Here is a 15,872-nt window from a genome sequence, read left to right as displayed (position 1 = left end):
CCCTTGAACGATTCGTGAACTAGTGCTCTTTGTTATTGTTATTTTGGTTCGTTTTCATACGGCAAGATTGATGGGATCGAGCATTATAGCAAACTCCGCAAACCTACTACCATTTTGAGATCTACAGTCAAATTTTATGGAAATCAACACCACCGCATCGCCTACAAAGGCTAACGCCGCTCAGACCGCGCTTCCGCTGTCGGACAGAGTACAAGAAGCCCTCGCGATTACCAAGCGTGGCGTCGACGAACTCTTGATCGAAAGCGAATTTGCGCAAAAATTAGCACGCTCCGAGAAAACCGGTGTTCCACTGCGCATCAAACTGGGCCTGGACCCGACCGCACCCGACTTGCATCTGGGTCATACTGTCGTCCTGAACAAGATGCGCCAGCTGCAAAACCTCGGCCATCAAGTCATTTTCCTCATCGGCGACTTCACGTCCATGATCGGCGACCCGTCGGGCCGCAACGTCACGCGTCCGCCCCTGACCAAGGAACAGATCGAGATTAACGCGATGACGTATTTCGCGCAAGCATCTTTAGTGTTGGACGCCAGCAAGACCGAAATCCGCTATAACTCCGAGTGGTGCGATCCGCTGGGCGCGCGCGGCATCATCCAGCTCGCTTCCCACTACACGGTGGCGCGCATGATCGAGCGCGACGACTTCACCAAGCGCTTCCAGGGCGGCATTCCTATTTCCGTACACGAATTCCTGTACCCGCTGATGCAGGGCTACGACTCGGTGGCCCTGAAATCGGACCTGGAACTGGGCGGCACGGACCAGAAGTTCAACCTGCTGGTGGGCCGCGAACTGCAAAAGCAGTACGGACAGGAGCAGCAGTGTATTTTGACCATGCCTCTGCTGGAAGGTTTGGACGGCGTGGAAAAAATGTCCAAGTCGAAGAATAACTACATCGGCATCACGGAACCGGGCAATACCATGTTCGCCAAGCTGATGAGCATTTCCGACGTCATGATGTGGCGCTACTACGAGCTGCTGTCGTGGCGCTCGATCGCCGAACTGGCGCAGCTGAAGCGCGAAGTCGAGGAAGGCCGCAATCCGCGCGATGCCAAGGTTGCACTGGCGCAAGAAATCGTCGCCCGCTTCCACTCGCAGCAGGCGGCGGAAGATGCGCTGGCCGACTTCGTCAACCGCTCGAAGGGCGGCATCCCCGACGATATCCCGGAAGTGACCTTGGCCGGCGCGCCGCTGGGCATTCCGCAGCTGCTGAAACAGGCGGGCCTGTGCCCGTCGACGTCGGAAGCCATGCGCAAGATCGACCAGGGCGGCGTGCGCATCGACGGCACCGTCATCAGCGACAAGGGCTTGCAAGTGGCAGCCGGTCAGTTCGTGTTGCAAGTTGGCAAGCGCAGCTTTGCGCGCGTCACCTTGACGGCATGATCGCGCTGCTGCAGCGCGTCACGCAGGCAAAGGTCGACGTTGCCGGCGCCACCATCGGCGCCATCGACGCCGGCCTGATGGTGCTGGTGTGCGCGGAGCGGGGCGATACGGAGAAGGAAGCGGACGCCCTGCTGGCTAAGTTGCTCGGCTATCGCGTGTTTGCCGACGAGGCGGGCAAGATGAACCGCAGCGTGACGGACGTGGCCGGCGGCTTGCTGCTGGTGCCGCAGTTCACCTTGGCGGCCGACACCAAGTCCGGCACGCGCCCGTCGTTTACGCCGGCCGCCGCGCCGCAGGACGGCTTGCGCCTGTTCACGCATTTCGTGGACCAGGCGCGCAGCCGCCATGCGACTGTGCAGACGGGACAGTTTGGCGCCGACATGCAGGTGTCGCTGACGAATGACGGCCCCGTCACGTTCTGGCTGCAAGTGAACGCCAAACAATAACTAAAAGAGGAGCAAGCGATGAAATTGTGGAGCGAGACGTTTCGTGATGGCGGCCTGATGCCGGCCGACCATGCCTTTGCCGAGATCGATCCGGCCAGCCGCGTGCGCCTCGCCGGCAACCGCAATCCCCATCTGGCCTGGGACGAGGTGCCGAACGGCACCGAGTCGCTGGCCCTGTTCTGCATCGACCCCGATGCGCCGCAAGACGCCAGCCTGGTCAATGTTGAAGGCCAGGCCCTGCCGCTGACGGCGCCGCGCGGCGACTTTTATCACTGGAGCTTGCTCGACTTGCCGCCTGCCATGCGGGTTATTGCCGCCGGAGAATTTTCCAGCGGCATCACGCCGCGCGGCAAGCCTGCCGGTATTGGGCTGCGTCAGGGCTTGAACGACTACACGGGCTGGTTTGCCGCCGACCCGGACATGGCCGGCGACTATTACGGCTACGATGGCCCGTGCCCGCCGTGGAATGACGAGCGCATCCACCACTACATTTTCCGCCTGTATGCGCTCGACGTGCCGCAGCTGACCTTGCCCGAGCGTTTTACGGGGCAGCAAGCCCACGCCGCCCTGTACGGCCACATCCTCGACGAAGCCCAGCTCGTCGTTGCCTATTCGCTCAACCCCGAATTGGCACTTACCCTGAAGAAATAACGCATGAGCACCACGATTTTACTGATACGCCATGGCGAAACGGCCTGGAATGCGGGCCGCCGCCTGCAAGGCCATATCGACATCGCCCTGAACGAGGCGGGCCTGGCGCAAGCGGGGGCGCTGGGGCAGGCGCTGGCGGACGAACCGCTGGCCGCCATCATCGCCAGCGACTTGCAACGCGCGCAGCAGACGGCGCAAGCCGTGGCCGACGTGAAAGATTTACCCGTGCAAACGGATCCCTTGCTGCGCGAGCGCTGCTACGGCGCTTTCGAAGGCTTGCTGTATGCGGACATCGCCGCGCGCTATCCGCACGAGTATGCGCAGTGGCAATCGCGCCAGATCGACGCCGTGATGCCGTCGGGCGAGCGCCAGGCCGAAAGCTTCCGCCAGTTCTATGCGCGCGCAAATGGCGCCATCGCCCGCTGGGCCGGGCAATATGACGGCCAGACGATCGCCATCGTGGCCCACGGCGGCGTGCTCGAGTGCGCCTACCGTGAGGCGGTCGGCATGACGCTCGACAGTCCGCGCGACTTCCAGGTCAAAAATGCCAGCGTCAACCGTTTTTCTTACGCGGACGGCAAACTGCATTTAGTGCACTGGGGAAATATCGAACACCTGAGCGCGCCCGCGATGGACGAGCTGGGCTAAGCGGCCCCTCTTCACTCTGACGCACTGAGCAAAAAAATAGTGCTTATTAATTAGGCAGGGAATCGGTTAAAATAGCAGGTTCCTCCGTCCATTCCAGGTTCTTCAGTGCAAATCGGCCCTCACATTCTGCGCAACAACGTTTTCGTCGCTCCCATGGCGGGCGTGACGGATCGGCCTTTCCGCCAGTTGTGCAAGCAGTTGGGCGCCGGTTACGCTGTGTCGGAGATGGCGGCGTCGAATCCGCGCCTGTGGGCGACGGAAAAAAGCTCGCGCCGCACGGACCATGCGGGCGAAATGGAGCCGAAGGCCGTGCAGATCGCCGGCGCCGATCCGCAAGACCTGGCCGACTGCGCCAAGTTCAACGTGGACCGGGGCGCGCAGATCATCGACATCAACATGGGTTGCCCCGTCAAAAAGGTGTGCAACAGCTGGTGCGGTTCGGCCTTGCTGCAAAACGAAAGCCTGGTCGAAAAGATCTTGCACGCCGTCGTCAACGCCGTCGACGTGCCCGTCACCTTGAAATTTCGCACGGGCTGGAACCGCGAAAACAAGAATGCCCTGAAAATCGCCCGCATCGCCGAGCAAGCCGGCATCCAGATGCTGACCTTGCACGGCCGCACGCGCGCCGATGGCTACAAGGGCGATGCCGAATATGAAACTATTGCCGCCGTGAAAGCATCGGTGGGCATTCCCGTGGTGGCCAACGGCGACATTACCAGTCCTGAGAAGGCCCGCTTTGTGCTGGATCAAACTGGCGCCGATGCCGTCATGATCGGCCGCGCGGCGCAGGGGCGGCCGTGGATTTGCCGCGAGATCGACCACTTTTTGCGCACCGGCACCTTGTTGCCGGCGCCTTACGTGGATGAAGTCCGCACCCTGATGGATGAGCATTTGCGCGCCCATTACGCGTTTTATGGCGAATTCCTCGGCGTGCGCACGGCGCGCAAGCACATCGGCTGGTATGTCAAGGATCTGGAAGGCGGCGAAGCGTTCCGGCAGCAAATGAACTTGCTGGAGTCGACGGAAGCCCAGTTGCTGGCCGTCGATCAATTTTTTGAGTCGCAATGGAAATTTGGCGAACGGTTACAATACCGCCTCTCCGAATCCAGTGAAAGTGGCCTGATCGATGTGATCGAACCTGTGGCCACGGCAGCATGAGCAGATAGCAGCAAGCAGCATAAATCAGTGACCAGCAGTACAAGGGCGAGCGCCTATATACAGAGCGTCATGCAATATTAATTACAACACCGAGGCAAGAGGGCAGCACGCGGACCGCATGAGCGACGCGGCACCGGATAGCCAGGTGTTCAGCCGGTTGAAGCATACAAATGAGTAAAGAAAGCATTCAGGAAGTCGTACAGAAAAGTCTAGAAGATTACTTCAATGACCTGGGCGAACAGCAAGCATCGAATATCTATGACATGGTCGTGCTGACCGTGGAAAAGCCCATCCTGGAAGTCGTGATGACACGCGCCGATGGCAACCAGTCGCACGCCGCGCAGATGCTGGGCATCAACCGCAATACCCTGCGCAAGAAATTGCAGGAGCACGGTTTGCTGTAATGCCGGCATGCAAGTGACGCCAAGATTTGAATCCGCCGCCGCCTCAGCCAGACGACTGAGCGGCGCCATTCGCCAAGAACACTTAACCACCTAGCCACAGCCATGATCAAACAAGCTCTCCTCTCCGTTTCCGACAAGACCGGCGTTCTCGAATTCGCCCGCGCCCTGTCCGCCCTCGGCGTCAACCTCCTGTCCACGGGCGGTACCGCAAAATTGCTGGCAGACAACGGTGTTCCCGTCACGGAAGTTGCCGATTACACGGGTTTCCCGGAGATGCTCGATGGCCGTGTGAAGACCCTGCACCCGAAAGTGCACGGCGGTATCCTGGCGCGCCGCGATTTCCCTGAGCACATGTCGAAGCTGGTCGAGCACGACATGCCGACCATCGACATGGTGGTGGTCAACCTGTACCCGTTCCAGGGCACGGTCGCCAAGGCCGATTGCACCCTGGAAGACGCTATCGAGAACATCGATATCGGCGGCCCGACCATGCTGCGTTCGGCGGCCAAGAACCACAAGGACGTGGTCGTCATCTGCGACCCGAGCGACTACGACGCCGTGCTGGCGGAAATGCGCTCGGCCGACGGCAAGGCCGGCGACGTCAGCTACGACACCAAGTTCATGCTGGCGAAAAAAGTCTTTGCGCACACGGCGCAATACGATGGCGCCATCACCAATTACCTGACCAGCCTGGGCCCGACGAAAGTGCACGCCGAGCGCGGCGCCTACCCGCAAATCCTCAACGTTGCATTTGAGAAAGTGCAAGACATGCGCTACGGTGAAAACCCGCACCAGAGCGCCGCCTTCTACCGCGACCTGGTCACCACCGATGGCGCGCTGGCCAACTACCGCCAGCTGCAAGGCAAGGAATTGTCGTACAACAACATCGCCGATGCGGATGCGGCCTGGGAATGCGTGAAGAGCATGGGCGGCTTCGAGCAAAGCGCCGCTTGCGTCATCGTCAAGCACGCGAACCCATGCGGCGTAGCGCTGGGCAAGAATGCGGCGGAAGCGTATGCGCGCGCCCTGCAGACGGACCCGACCTCGGCATTCGGCGGCATCATCGCGTTTAATACCGAACTCGACGGCGCCACCGCCGGCGAAATCGCCAAGCTGTTCGTCGAAGTGCTGATCGCCCCATCGTTCTCCGCCGAAGCGAAACAGATTCTGTCGAGCAAGCAAAACGTGCGCATGCTGGAAATCCCGCTGGGCGGCGGCGTGCACGCCATGGACTTCAAGCGCGTCGGTGGCGGCTTGCTGGTGCAGTCGCCGGACGCGAAAAACGTCGGTATCGGCGACTTGCGCGTGGTCAGCAAGCTGCAGCCAACGCCGCAACAACTGGCCGACCTGATGTTCGCCTGGAAAGTGGCGAAATTCGTCAAGTCGAACGCCATCGTCTTCTGCGGCAATAACATGACCCTGGGCGTGGGCGCAGGCCAGATGAGCCGTATCGACTCGGCCCGTATCGCGTCCATCAAGGCGCAAAACGCTGGCCTGTCGCTGACGGGCTCCGTGGTGGCGTCGGACGCCTTCTTCCCGTTCCGTGACGGCCTCGACGTCGTCGTCGACGCGGGCGCGACCTGCGTCATCCACCCGGGCGGCTCCATGCGCGACCAGGAAGTGATCGATGCGGCGGACGAGCGCGGCGTTGTCATGTTGTATACCGGAACCCGTCACTTCCGTCATTGATCTGGAACAGGCCGGGATTCAATACCCCGGCTGGCAGTAACTCAGCGGCAGGCACCGGTTATTCACCGGTGCCTGCCGTATTCATTATAGAATCTGGCGATGATTATTCTTGGCATCGATCCTGGCCTGCGCACGACCGGCTTTGGGGTCATTGAAAAACACGGCAACAAGCTGCGCTATATCGCTTCGGGTACCGTCAAGACGGGTTCCGAAGGGGAATTGCCGCCGCGCCTGAAGGTCATCCTGCAAGGCGTGGGCGAAATCGTCGGCACCTACCAGCCCGATTGCGCGGCCATCGAAAAAGTGTTTGTCAACGTCAATCCCCAATCGACCCTGCTGCTGGGCCAGGCGCGTGGCGCGGCCATCTGCGCGCTCGTCAACGCCGACCTGTCGGTGGCCGAATACACGGCGCTGCAAGTGAAGCAGGCCGTCACGGGCCACGGCAAGGCGGCCAAGGAGCAGGTGCAGGACATGGTTTCCCGCTTGTTGTCACTGCCGGGCTTGCCGGGCACGGATGCGGCCGATGCCCTGGGCGTGGCCATTTGCCATGCCAACAGCATCGATGCGCTGGCCATGCTGGGCGCGCTGGCGCCCCAGCTGCAGGGGCTGCGCATGAAGCGCGGCCGTTTAGTGGGATAGCTGCATGGCCCTCATATATATACACAACATTAGGAACACGCGATGATAGGCCGTCTCTCCGGTATTTTGCTTGAAAAGAATCCGCCACAATTGCTGGTCGATTGCCAGGGCGTCGGCTATGAAGTCGACGTGCCGATGAGCACTTTTTATAACTTGCCCCACGTGGGTGAAAAAGTCGTGCTGTTCACGCACCAGGCCATCCGCGAAGATGCGCATTTGCTGTTTGGCTTTGGCAATGCGGCCGAGCGTGCCGTATTTCGCCAGCTGATCAAGATCACGGGCGTGGGCGCGCGCATGGCCCTGTCGATACTGTCCGGCATGACGATTGCCGACCTGGCCCAAGCCATTACCCTGCAGGATTCCGGCCGCCTCGTGAAAGTGCCGGGTATCGGCAAGAAGACGGCCGAACGTTTATTACTGGAATTGAAGGGCAAGATCGGTGCGGATCTCGGTCCGCTGGGCGCGCATGCGGCGCCGGATGCCCAATCGGATATCCTCAACGCGCTGGTGGCGCTCGGCTATTCGGACAAGGAAGCGCTGGCGGCCGTGAAGAACGTGCCGGCCGGCAGCGGCGTGTCCGACGGCATCAAACTGGCGCTGAAAGCGCTGTCGAAAGGCTGATAGGGCATGAGCATCCAGACCGACAGCTTCACGGAACAGCGCATCATCGATGCGGCGCCCATTTCGCACAACGAAGAGGCGATCGAACGGGCCTTGCGCCCGAAGCAACTCGATGAATATGTGGGGCAGGAAAAGATCCGCGACCAGCTGGAAATTTTTATTACGGCCGCACGCCAGCGCAAGGAAGCGCTCGACCACACTTTATTGTTCGGCCCGCCTGGCCTGGGCAAGACGACCCTGGCGCACATCATCGCGCGCGAAATGGGTGTCAACCTGCGCCAGACCTCCGGCCCCGTGCTGGAGCGTCCGGGCGACCTGGCGGCGATCCTGACGAACCTGGAAGCGAACGATGTCCTGTTCATCGATGAAATCCACCGCCTGTCGCCCGTCGTGGAAGAGATTTTGTATCCGGCGCTTGAGGATTATCAAATCGATATCATGATCGGCGAAGGCCCGGCCGCCCGTTCCGTAAAACTCGATCTGCAACCGTTTACATTAGTGGGCGCCACCACGCGCGCCGGCATGCTGACCAATCCGCTGCGCGACCGCTTCGGCATCGTTGCCCGCCTGGAGTTCTACAACACGGGCGAATTGACGAAGATCGTCACGCGCAGCGCCGCCTTGCTGAAGGCGCCCATCGATCCGGAAGGCGCGCATGAAATCGCCCAGCGCGCGCGCGGCACGCCCCGCATCGCCAACCGCCTGCTGCGCCGCGTGCGCGATTTCGCGGAAGTCAAAAGCAATGGCGAGATCACCAAGGTGGTGGCCGACCGCGCGCTGGCCATGCTCGACGTCGATTCCGCCGGCTTTGATGTGATGGACCGCAAGCTGCTCGAAGCCGTGCTGTTCAAGTTCGGCGGCGGCCCCGTCGGCATCGGCAACCTGGCGGCGGCCATCGGCGAAGCGGCCGATACCATCGAAGATGTGCTGGAACCGTACCTGATACAGCAAGGTTTCTTGCAGCGCACGCCCCGTGGCCGTGTCGCCACGCCGGCCGCGTACCTGCACTTCGGCGTCAGTGCGCCGCGCATGGGTCCCGGCGGCGAAGCGTGGGAATTGTGATGGCGGAAGGCAGCCAACAGACTGCGCCGGGCATGCAGATCTGGATCGACGCCGATGCCTGTCCCGTCGTCATCAAGGAAATTTTGTACAGAGTCGCCGACCGCCTGGAGTTGCCGCTCACCCTGGTGGCCAACCAGGGCTTGCGCGTGCCGCCTTCGCGTTTCATCCGCACCGTGCAAGTGCCGTCCGGCGCCGACGTGGCCGACCAGGAAATCGTGCGCCTGCTCAATCCCGGCGACCTCGTCATCACGGGCGACATCCCGCTGGCCGCCGACGTGCTGACGAAGGGCGGTTTTGCGCTGAACCCGCGTGGCGAGTTTTACACGAAGGATAATATCGCCCAGCAACTGACGATGCGCGCCTTCATGGAAGAATTGCGCAGCGGCGGCGTCGACACGGGCGGCCCGGCCGCCTTCAGCCAGTCGGACCGGCAACAGTTCGCCAATAGCCTGGACCGGCATTTGAGCAAGCATCACCGCAAGCCGGCGTAAAGCGGCAGGCGAAAAAAAACCGGCGCAAGCCGGTTTTTTTAAAGCCAGTTTGATCTAGCGCACAACTTTTCTCGTACCCACCACTTCCACCGTCACGCGGCGGTTCTTGGCGCGCCCGGCGGCGCTCGTGTTGTCGGCCACGGGCTGCGTTTCTCCCTTGCCTTCCGTGTAGACGCGGTTCGTTTCCACGCCTTGCGCCACCAGGTAAGCCTTGACGGCTTCGGCGCGGCGCTGCGACAGTTTCTGGTTGTAGGCATCCGGACCGACGGCATCCGTATGGCCTACCGTGACGATGACTTCCAGGTCCATGCCGTTCAACTGGCCCAGCAACTGGTCCAACGCCGCCTTGCCTTGCGGCTTGAGCGTCGATTGATCGAAATCAAACAATGCCTCCGAAGCAAACGACACTTTTTCCGCTACCGGTGTTGGCGCCGGCGCGGCCACGATGACAGGCGCCGGCATGGCGACGACAGGGGCGACTTCGGGCGCCGGCTGGTAGGCGGGCGTGGCGCTGGCCGGGCGGCCCAGTTTATACACGAGGCTGATGGAATACAGGTCCGCATCGCCGCGGTTGCCCACGGCGTCGTTCAAGCGATAGCGCTCGACTTCGCCGCGCAGGGCCAGCGCTTCGCTGAACTTGTATTCCAGGCCCAGGCCCAGCTTGGCGTTGAGCTTGCGCTCGCTGGCATGCGTATTGGCCGAACCCAGCAGGCGGTTGCCGCTGAACTCCGTATTCGTCTTGGTGTAGTGCATGCCGACCCGGCCCAGCAGGGATAGGCGCTGCGACAGCGGCAGCTGGCCCAGCAAGTCCAGGTTCACGCCGCGAAAGCCCGCTTGCCCGTTCAGCACGCCGTTGTCGCTGGTGGTCGACTGGAAATCGAACTTGCCCAGGTCAAAGTAGCCCGCTTCCACGGCGACATACTGGTTCAGTTGCCGGCCGACAAACAATTTATAGCCCGTGTCGCGCTGGTCCTTGGAAAAACCGGTGACGGTTTCGCCGTTGGCGGCCAGGCTGGCGCGCAGGCGCGGTTCGTCGATGGTGGCGCGCGACTGGCCCACGCCCGCGCCGAGGTACCAGGCGCTGTTGGCCCAGTCCGGGTTGATGAAAGTGTTGTCCTGCGCCTGCGCCGATTGCGCCGCCAGCAAGGCGCCGGCCATCACGCTCAGGGCGCCCAGTGTGTGTGCGATAGTCATGGTCATGTCCCGGTTATTTGGTGATCTGGTTGTTGCGCAGGGTAACGGCGGCAGCCGTCAGCACGCGGCCGTTGAGCAGGGTCGTGTTGTCGCCCACCGTGATGGCGGCCGACTGGCCCAGGATATTGCCCTTGAAGACGCTGTTAGCGGCCAGGGTGGTCGGGCCGACGGGCAGCCAGCTGACGTTGTCGGCCGTGGCGCCATTGTTCAGGGCAACCACCGAATTGACGGTCGAATTCAAGGTCAGCGCCGTGCGGAAGATATACACGCCGGGACCGTTCAGGGTCAGCGTACCCGTGATGCTGATGGCGCCCGCATAGCAATACACGCCGGGGCCGAAGGTCTGGCCACCCAGGTCGATGCCGCCGGCAAAGCTGACGTCGCAAGTGCGGCTGTTGCCGTCCGTGATCGCCGCTTGCAAATCCGTCATGGCGCCGGCCAGGATGGCGCCCGATTTGTAGTTGGTAAAACCTGCCGCCTGGGTCGGATCGACCGTTTGCGAAGGCGCGCCGACGTCGCCCGTGATCAAGGTGGTGCCGCCCGAATTATTCGTGATCGAAGTGCCGGCCAGCACGCCGAATGGCGCCGCGCGGCCCAGGATGATCGGGTTCAGGACGGGCGGGATGGCGACGGCGGTGACGGTCAGCAGCGCGCTGCCCGACTGGCCGCCGGCCGTGGCCGTGATATTGCTGGTGCCGACGGCGATGCCCGTGGCGACGCCCGTGTTCAATACCGTGGCATTGGCGACGGTGCCCGAGGTCCAGGCGGCGCTATTGGTGATGATGGCGTTCGAGCTGTCCGAATACGTTGCCGTGGCAATGAATTGTTGCTGGGTGCCGACCGCGATGCTGGCGGTGGCCGGCGTGACGGCGATGCTGACGATGGTGGCAGCAGGCACGGTGACGGTGGTGCTGGCCGTCTTGCCGTTGAAGCTGGCATTCATGACGCTGCTACCAAAGGCAACGCCGGTGACGAGGCCATTGCTGGCGACACTGGCGAAAGCGGGCGTGGCGGCAACGAAGCTGCTGCCGGCCGTGACGTCGGCGGTGCTGCCATCCGAATACGTGGCGAGGACGGCCAGCTGGCGCGTCGCGGCGACGGGGATGATGGGGTTTTGCGGCGTGACGGCAATAGCCAGCAAGGTCGCTGGCGTGACGGTCAGCACGGTGCTGGCGCTCTTGCCGCCAAATGCGGCAGCGATAGCCGAGGTGCCGGCAGCAATGCCGGTGCTCAAGCCCGTGGCGGCATTGACGGTGGCGCTGGCCGGCGTGGCCGACGTCCAGGCCGCCTTGGCGCTGACGTCTTGCGCCGAGCCGTCGCTGTACGTGGCGATGGCCGTGAATTGCTGGCCCGCACCGATGGCGACGGTGGCCGTGGCGGGCGTGACTGCCAGGCTGGACAGGGTGGCGCCCGGCAAGCCGAGGATGGGATCGCGCCCCTGGTCGCCGCCGCCGCAGCCGGCGAGGGCGGTCATGGCCAACAAACCTGCCGAGACGAGCAGCGGGGTCAGATATCGCTTGAAGAGATTCATATAGTTCCTTTGTGCATGGCAGTCATTGCCGGGCATCCGCGGATGGGGTCATCCGGCAGAGCCATGCCGCCTTTCGCTACAGGGCGATGGCGTCACAGGCATGCACTATTTCATTTAGGAAACTTCAAGTATGTTCGGTGGCGCGCATAGCTTGCCCGCACGTGGAAATACGCCAGAATGGGAGGAATTTGGCCTGGAAAACAACAGGTTTGCCGCAGGGGGGCGCAAAAAAGCCGACGCAGGGCCGGCTTCATCAGGACAGGGCGTGCGTTGATTACTCTTCGCGCACCCACGTTTGCGAGCGGCCAAACATCGGCACGCCGACATAGCCGCGCACTTGCAGCTTGGTGCCGCCTTCGATCAGCTCGGCCTTGCTCTTGTAGACCTTGCCGCTGGCCGGGTCCGTGATTTCGCCGCCCGTCCATTCCTTGCCGTCATATTTCAGGCCGGACAGGATCACCAGGCCGATGATGGGCTGGTCCTTGTTGGCGCCCGTGCACTTGTCGCACTTGGGATTTTGCTCTTCATTCGGGCCGCGGAACAGCTTTTCGATCTTGCCTTGCAAGACGCCATTGCTTTCCGTGATGACGACGAGGGATTTCGGCTTGCCGCTGGCGTCGTCGATGGTTTTCCACGTGCCGACAGGGGTGTAGTTGCCGTCGCGCGCGGCGGCGCTGCCGGCGATGGCCAGGGCGGCCATCATGATGCTTGCTGTGACGCTTGCTTTGAAAATTTTATGCATTGCTAGTCTCCAATGGTTTTTTTGATCGGGTCACGAACAGTGTATATACCAAGGCAAGACCAGCCATCCTGCGCGGCGTCACGGATGACGCCGCGCAATCTTTCCAAACTTGCCTTATGCGCTGGCTAGTTTAGCAAACTGTTCGCGCAGTTTTTCAATTGTCGCCGAAAAACTGAGCAAACGCTCGTTTTCTTGCGCAACGATGGCGGCAGGGGCGCGCGCGACGAAACTTTCATTGCCCAACTTGCTGTTGACCTTGGCAATTTCCGCTTCGATGCGGGCGATTTCCTTGCCCAGGCGCTCGCGTTCGGCGGCCACGTCGATTTCCACTTTCAGCATCAGCTTGGTGGTGCCGACGATGGCGACGGCCGCTGGCGAGTCCGGCAACGCATCGACGATCTGCACTTCGGCCAGCTTGCCCAGCGACTGGATGTACGGCGCGTACGACGCCAGCGCTTCTTTCTCGCTGGCATTGCCTGCCTCGACGATCAGCGGCACGCGCACGGATGGCGAGATCTGCATTTCGCCGCGCAGGTTGCGCGTCGCGTCCGTCAAGGCTTTCAGCTGCTGCATCCACGCTTCGGCCGACTCGTCGATCTTGTCGGTGTTGGCGATCGGATACGGCTGCATCATGATCGAATCGCCCTCTGGCTTAAGCGTCTTGCCGGCCAGTGGCGCCACTGTCTGCCACAGGGCTTCCGTGACGAAGGGGATGATCGGATGGGCCAGGCGCAGCACCACTTCCAGCACGCGCAGCAGGGTGTGGCGGGTGGCGCGCTGCTGGCCTTCCGTACCTTGCTGTACTTGCACCTTGGCGACTTCCAGGTACCAGTCGCAATACTCGTCCCACACGAATTTGTAGATCGATGCGGCGATATTGTCGAAACGGAAGTCTTCGAAGCCCTTGGCCACGTCCAGTTCGGCCTTTTGCAGCAGGGAAATAATCCACTTGTCCGCTTGCGACAGATCAACATCATTTGCCGTGCAATCCTTGCCTTCCGTGTTCATCATGACGAAACGAGTGGCGTTCCACATCTTGTTGCAGAAGTTGCGGTAGCCTTCGCAGCGGCCCAGGTCGAAATTGATGTTGCGGCCCAGCGAGGCATAGCTGGCCATGGTGAAGCGCACGGCGTCCGTGCCGTAGGCCGAAATGCCTTCCGGGAATTCCTTGCGCGTGGCCTTGGTGATCTTTTCCGCGTCGCGCGGGTTCATCAGACCCGTGGTGCGCTTGACGATCAAGCCTTCCAGGTCGATGCCGTCGATCAAGTCGATCGGGTCCAGCGTGTTGCCCTTCGACTTGGACATCTTCTGCCCCGTCGAATCGCGCACGAGGCCGTGCACGTAGACGGTTTCAAACGGCACTTTGCCCGTGAAGTGCGCCGTCATCATGACCATGCGCGCAACCCAGAAGAAGATGATGTCGAAACCCGTCACCAGCACGGACGACGGCAGGAAGGCCTTCATGTCCGGGGTTTCTTCAGGCCAACCCATGGTCGAGAACGGCACCAGCGCCGACGAGAACCACGTGTCGAGCACGTCGTCGTCGCGCTTCAAGGGGCCCGTGCTGCCGGCGGCCAGCGCCTTGGCTTCCGCTTCGGCTTGCGTTTTCGCAACAAAGATATTGCCGGCGTCGTCGTACCACGCCGGGATTTGATGGCCCCACCACAGTTGGCGCGAGATGCACCAGTCCTGGATGTTGTTGAGCCACTGGTTGTAGGTGGTGCTCCAGTTTTCCGGCACGAACTTGATTTCGCCGTTGGCAACCTTGTCCAGCGCCGTTTCCGCGATCGACTTGCCGGGGAAGAAAGTGCCTTCCGGGGCCGGCTTGCTCATGGCGACAAACCACTGGTCCGTCAGCATCGGCTCGATGACGACGCCCGTGCGGTCGCCGCGCGGCACCATCAGTTTATGGGGCTTGACTTGCTCCAGCAAGCCTTGCGCGTCCAGGTCGGCGACGATCTGCTTGCGCGCGGCGAAGCGGTCCATGCCGCGGTAGGCCTCGGGCGCATCGTCCGTGATCTTCGCGTCCAGGGTCAGGATGACGATTTGCGCCAGCTTGTGGCGTTGGCCGACGGCGTAATCGTTCATGTCGTGCGCAGGCGTAATCTTCACGCAGCCCGTGCCGAATTCCTTGTCGACGTATTCGTCGGCGATGATGGGGATTTCGCGGTCCGTCAGCGGCAGTTTCAGCATCTTGCCCACCAGCGCCGTGTAGCGCTCGTCCGTCGGATCGACGGCCACGGCCACGTCGCCCAGCATGGTTTCAGGACGGGTCGTGGCCACCGTCAGGAAGCCGCTGCCGTCAGCCAGCGGGTATTTGATGTACCACATGGAACCGTCTTCTTCCTCGGAAGCCACTTCCAGGTCCGAGACAGCCGTGCCCAGCACGGGGTCCCAGTTGACGAGGCGCTTGCCGCGGTAGATCAAGCCTTGTTCGAACAGGCGCACGAAGACGTCGGTGACGACTTTCGAGCGCGGTTCATCCATCGTGAAGTATTCGCGCTGCCAGTCGGCCGAGGCGCCCAGGCGGCGCATCTGGCCGGTGATGATGGAACCGGATTTTTCTTTCCATTCCCACACTTTTTCCACGAATTTCTCGCGGCCCAGGTCATGACGCGAAATCTTTTGCGCGTCCAGTTGGCGTTGCACGACGATTTGCGTGGCGATGCCCGCGTGGTCGGTGCCGGGAATCCAGGCCGTGTTGTGGCCCAGCATGCGGTGGTAGCGGGTCAGGCCATCCATGATGGTCTGGTTGAACGCATGGCCCATGTGCAGGGTGCCGGTGACGTTCGGCGGCGGCAACTGGATGCTGAAGGAAGGTTTTCCGGCATCGAGGGTGGCGGTGAAGTAACCGCGCTGTTCCCACTCGGTGCGCCAGAATTGTTCAATGTCGGCGGGCTCGAAAGACTTGGCTAATTCCATGATTTGGCGTGTGATTGGCAAAAGGAACCATTATAAGGGGTGCATAAAGCATGCGCAGCAAATAGCGGCCCTGGATGGGCCGAAAAGCCGCGCACGATTGAGCAATATTGCTTCATTGTATTTTTTCTAAGCTATCATATTTGCAACATTACTTGAAAGCCCAGACTATCATGAAAAAAATGTGGCAATTGGCCGTGCTCGGGTTCGGATTGGCTGCCGGTGGCGCATGCGCCGGCGTTCCGGAGGGGATGGCGGCTTTCCAGGCCGGGCGC

Annotated in this window: 15 protein-coding genes; 11 read left to right on the top strand and 4 right to left on the bottom strand. The window is 61.6% G+C overall.

What is annotated here, in order from left to right; all coding sequences use genetic code 11:
• Positions 1-136: 136 nt before the first annotated feature.
• The 11 genes from tyrS (at position 137) to O0879_RS26890 (ending at position 9,211) form a co-directional block, all read left to right on the top strand.
• Complete coding sequence (gene tyrS / locus O0879_RS26940; protein WP_289919690.1) at positions 137-1,402, top strand: tyrosine--tRNA ligase; 1,266 nt, start codon at positions 137-139, stop codon at positions 1,400-1,402.
• Positions 1,399-1,848: a D-aminoacyl-tRNA deacylase gene (gene dtd, locus O0879_RS26935; RefSeq protein WP_034784767.1), complete on the top strand. Its 450-nt coding sequence runs from the start codon at positions 1,399-1,401 to the stop codon at positions 1,846-1,848. Before tyrS ends, dtd begins: the two co-directional genes overlap by 4 nt.
• Before the next feature lie 18 nt (positions 1,849-1,866).
• The gene (locus tag O0879_RS26930) at positions 1,867-2,499 is read left to right on the top strand and encodes a YbhB/YbcL family Raf kinase inhibitor-like protein (protein WP_289919687.1); all 633 of its coding nucleotides are present in this window, start codon (positions 1,867-1,869) and stop codon (positions 2,497-2,499) included.
• Between the two features lie 3 nt (positions 2,500-2,502).
• Positions 2,503-3,147, top strand: a complete 645-nt coding sequence (locus O0879_RS26925; protein WP_289919685.1) for a histidine phosphatase family protein — start codon at positions 2,503-2,505, stop codon at positions 3,145-3,147.
• Between the two features lie 105 nt (positions 3,148-3,252).
• The gene (gene dusB / locus O0879_RS26920; protein ID WP_289919683.1) at positions 3,253-4,305 is read left to right on the top strand and encodes a tRNA dihydrouridine synthase DusB; all 1,053 of its coding nucleotides are present in this window, start codon (positions 3,253-3,255) and stop codon (positions 4,303-4,305) included.
• A 170-nt stretch (positions 4,306-4,475) separates the two neighbouring features.
• Positions 4,476-4,709 (top strand): helix-turn-helix domain-containing protein, encoded by a 234-nt coding sequence (locus O0879_RS26915; RefSeq protein WP_008445162.1) that lies wholly within the window; start codon positions 4,476-4,478, stop codon positions 4,707-4,709.
• 102 nt (positions 4,710-4,811) lie between these two features.
• Complete coding sequence (gene purH, locus O0879_RS26910) at positions 4,812-6,398, top strand: bifunctional phosphoribosylaminoimidazolecarboxamide formyltransferase/IMP cyclohydrolase (RefSeq protein ID WP_077399554.1); 1,587 nt, start codon at positions 4,812-4,814, stop codon at positions 6,396-6,398.
• Positions 6,399-6,497: 99 nt separating this feature from the next.
• On the top strand, positions 6,498-7,037 hold the full coding sequence (ruvC, locus tag O0879_RS26905; protein ID WP_289919679.1) for a crossover junction endodeoxyribonuclease RuvC: 540 nt from the start codon (positions 6,498-6,500) through the stop codon (positions 7,035-7,037).
• Positions 7,038-7,079: 42 nt separating this feature from the next.
• Positions 7,080-7,658 (top strand): Holliday junction branch migration protein RuvA, encoded by a 579-nt coding sequence (gene ruvA, locus O0879_RS26900; protein ID WP_034784779.1) that lies wholly within the window; start codon positions 7,080-7,082, stop codon positions 7,656-7,658.
• A 6-nt stretch (positions 7,659-7,664) separates the two neighbouring features.
• Positions 7,665-8,720 (top strand): Holliday junction branch migration DNA helicase RuvB, encoded by a 1,056-nt coding sequence (ruvB, locus tag O0879_RS26895; RefSeq protein ID WP_034749202.1) that lies wholly within the window; start codon positions 7,665-7,667, stop codon positions 8,718-8,720.
• Positions 8,721-8,752: 32 nt separating this feature from the next.
• A complete protein-coding gene (locus O0879_RS26890; protein ID WP_099668247.1) occupies positions 8,753-9,211 on the top strand; it encodes a YaiI/YqxD family protein in 459 nt (152 codons plus the stop codon).
• A gap of 54 nt (positions 9,212-9,265) precedes the next feature.
• Here the strand turns inward: O0879_RS26890 and O0879_RS26885 are convergent, their stop codons facing one another.
• The 4 genes from O0879_RS26885 to O0879_RS26870 all read right to left on the bottom strand — a co-directional run bounded on the left by O0879_RS26885 (position 9,266) and on the right by O0879_RS26870 (position 15,600).
• Positions 9,266-10,405 carry an OmpA family protein gene (locus tag O0879_RS26885; RefSeq protein ID WP_289919677.1) on the bottom strand — a complete coding sequence of 380 codons (1,140 nt, stop codon included), beginning with the start codon at positions 10,403-10,405 and terminating at the stop codon, positions 9,266-9,268.
• A 13-nt stretch (positions 10,406-10,418) separates the two neighbouring features.
• On the bottom strand, positions 10,419-11,936 hold the full coding sequence (locus O0879_RS26880; RefSeq protein ID WP_289919675.1) for an ice-binding family protein: 1,518 nt from the start codon (positions 11,934-11,936) through the stop codon (positions 10,419-10,421).
• 274 nt (positions 11,937-12,210) lie between these two features.
• A complete protein-coding gene (locus O0879_RS26875) occupies positions 12,211-12,678 on the bottom strand; it encodes a DUF2147 domain-containing protein (protein WP_099665508.1) in 468 nt (155 codons plus the stop codon).
• 114 nt (positions 12,679-12,792) lie between these two features.
• The gene (locus O0879_RS26870; protein ID WP_289919673.1) at positions 12,793-15,600 is read right to left on the bottom strand and encodes a valine--tRNA ligase; all 2,808 of its coding nucleotides are present in this window, start codon (positions 15,598-15,600) and stop codon (positions 12,793-12,795) included.
• Positions 15,601-15,872 lie beyond the last annotated feature (272 nt).

The organism is Janthinobacterium sp. SUN120 (genome assembly GCF_030397735.1).
Classification (GTDB): Bacteria; Pseudomonadota; Gammaproteobacteria; order Burkholderiales; family Burkholderiaceae_D; genus Janthinobacterium; species Janthinobacterium kumbetense.
The sequence above is the reverse complement of the archived record's forward strand: the minus strand, read 5'-3'. Positions and strand labels throughout refer to the sequence as shown.

What these genes read in the sequence shown, in the direction of transcription:
- tyrS (WP_289919690.1), top strand. Translation starts at nt 137, where the DNA reads ATGGAAATCAACACCACCGCATCGCCTACAAAGGCTAACGCCGCTCAG.
- dtd (WP_034784767.1), top strand. Translation starts at nt 1,399, where the DNA reads ATGATCGCGCTGCTGCAGCGCGTCACGCAGGCAAAGGTCGACGTTGCC.
- O0879_RS26930 (WP_289919687.1), top strand. Translation starts at nt 1,867, where the DNA reads ATGAAATTGTGGAGCGAGACGTTTCGTGATGGCGGCCTGATGCCGGCC.
- O0879_RS26925 (WP_289919685.1), top strand. Translation starts at nt 2,503, where the DNA reads ATGAGCACCACGATTTTACTGATACGCCATGGCGAAACGGCCTGGAAT.
- O0879_RS26915 (WP_008445162.1), top strand. Translation starts at nt 4,476, where the DNA reads ATGAGTAAAGAAAGCATTCAGGAAGTCGTACAGAAAAGTCTAGAAGAT.
- purH (WP_077399554.1), top strand. Translation starts at nt 4,812, where the DNA reads ATGATCAAACAAGCTCTCCTCTCCGTTTCCGACAAGACCGGCGTTCTC.
- ruvC (WP_289919679.1), top strand. Translation starts at nt 6,498, where the DNA reads ATGATTATTCTTGGCATCGATCCTGGCCTGCGCACGACCGGCTTTGGG.
- ruvA (WP_034784779.1), top strand. Translation starts at nt 7,080, where the DNA reads ATGATAGGCCGTCTCTCCGGTATTTTGCTTGAAAAGAATCCGCCACAA.
- ruvB (WP_034749202.1), top strand. Translation starts at nt 7,665, where the DNA reads ATGAGCATCCAGACCGACAGCTTCACGGAACAGCGCATCATCGATGCG.
- O0879_RS26890 (WP_099668247.1), top strand. Translation starts at nt 8,753, where the DNA reads ATGCAGATCTGGATCGACGCCGATGCCTGTCCCGTCGTCATCAAGGAA.
- O0879_RS26885 (WP_289919677.1), bottom strand. Translation starts at nt 10,405, where the DNA reads ATGACTATCGCACACACACTGGGCGCCCTGAGCGTGATGGCCGGCGCC.
- O0879_RS26880 (WP_289919675.1), bottom strand. Translation starts at nt 11,936, where the DNA reads ATGAATCTCTTCAAGCGATATCTGACCCCGCTGCTCGTCTCGGCAGGT.
- O0879_RS26875 (WP_099665508.1), bottom strand. Translation starts at nt 12,678, where the DNA reads ATGCATAAAATTTTCAAAGCAAGCGTCACAGCAAGCATCATGATGGCC.
- O0879_RS26870 (WP_289919673.1), bottom strand. Translation starts at nt 15,600, where the DNA reads ATGGAATTAGCCAAGTCTTTCGAGCCCGCCGACATTGAACAATTCTGG.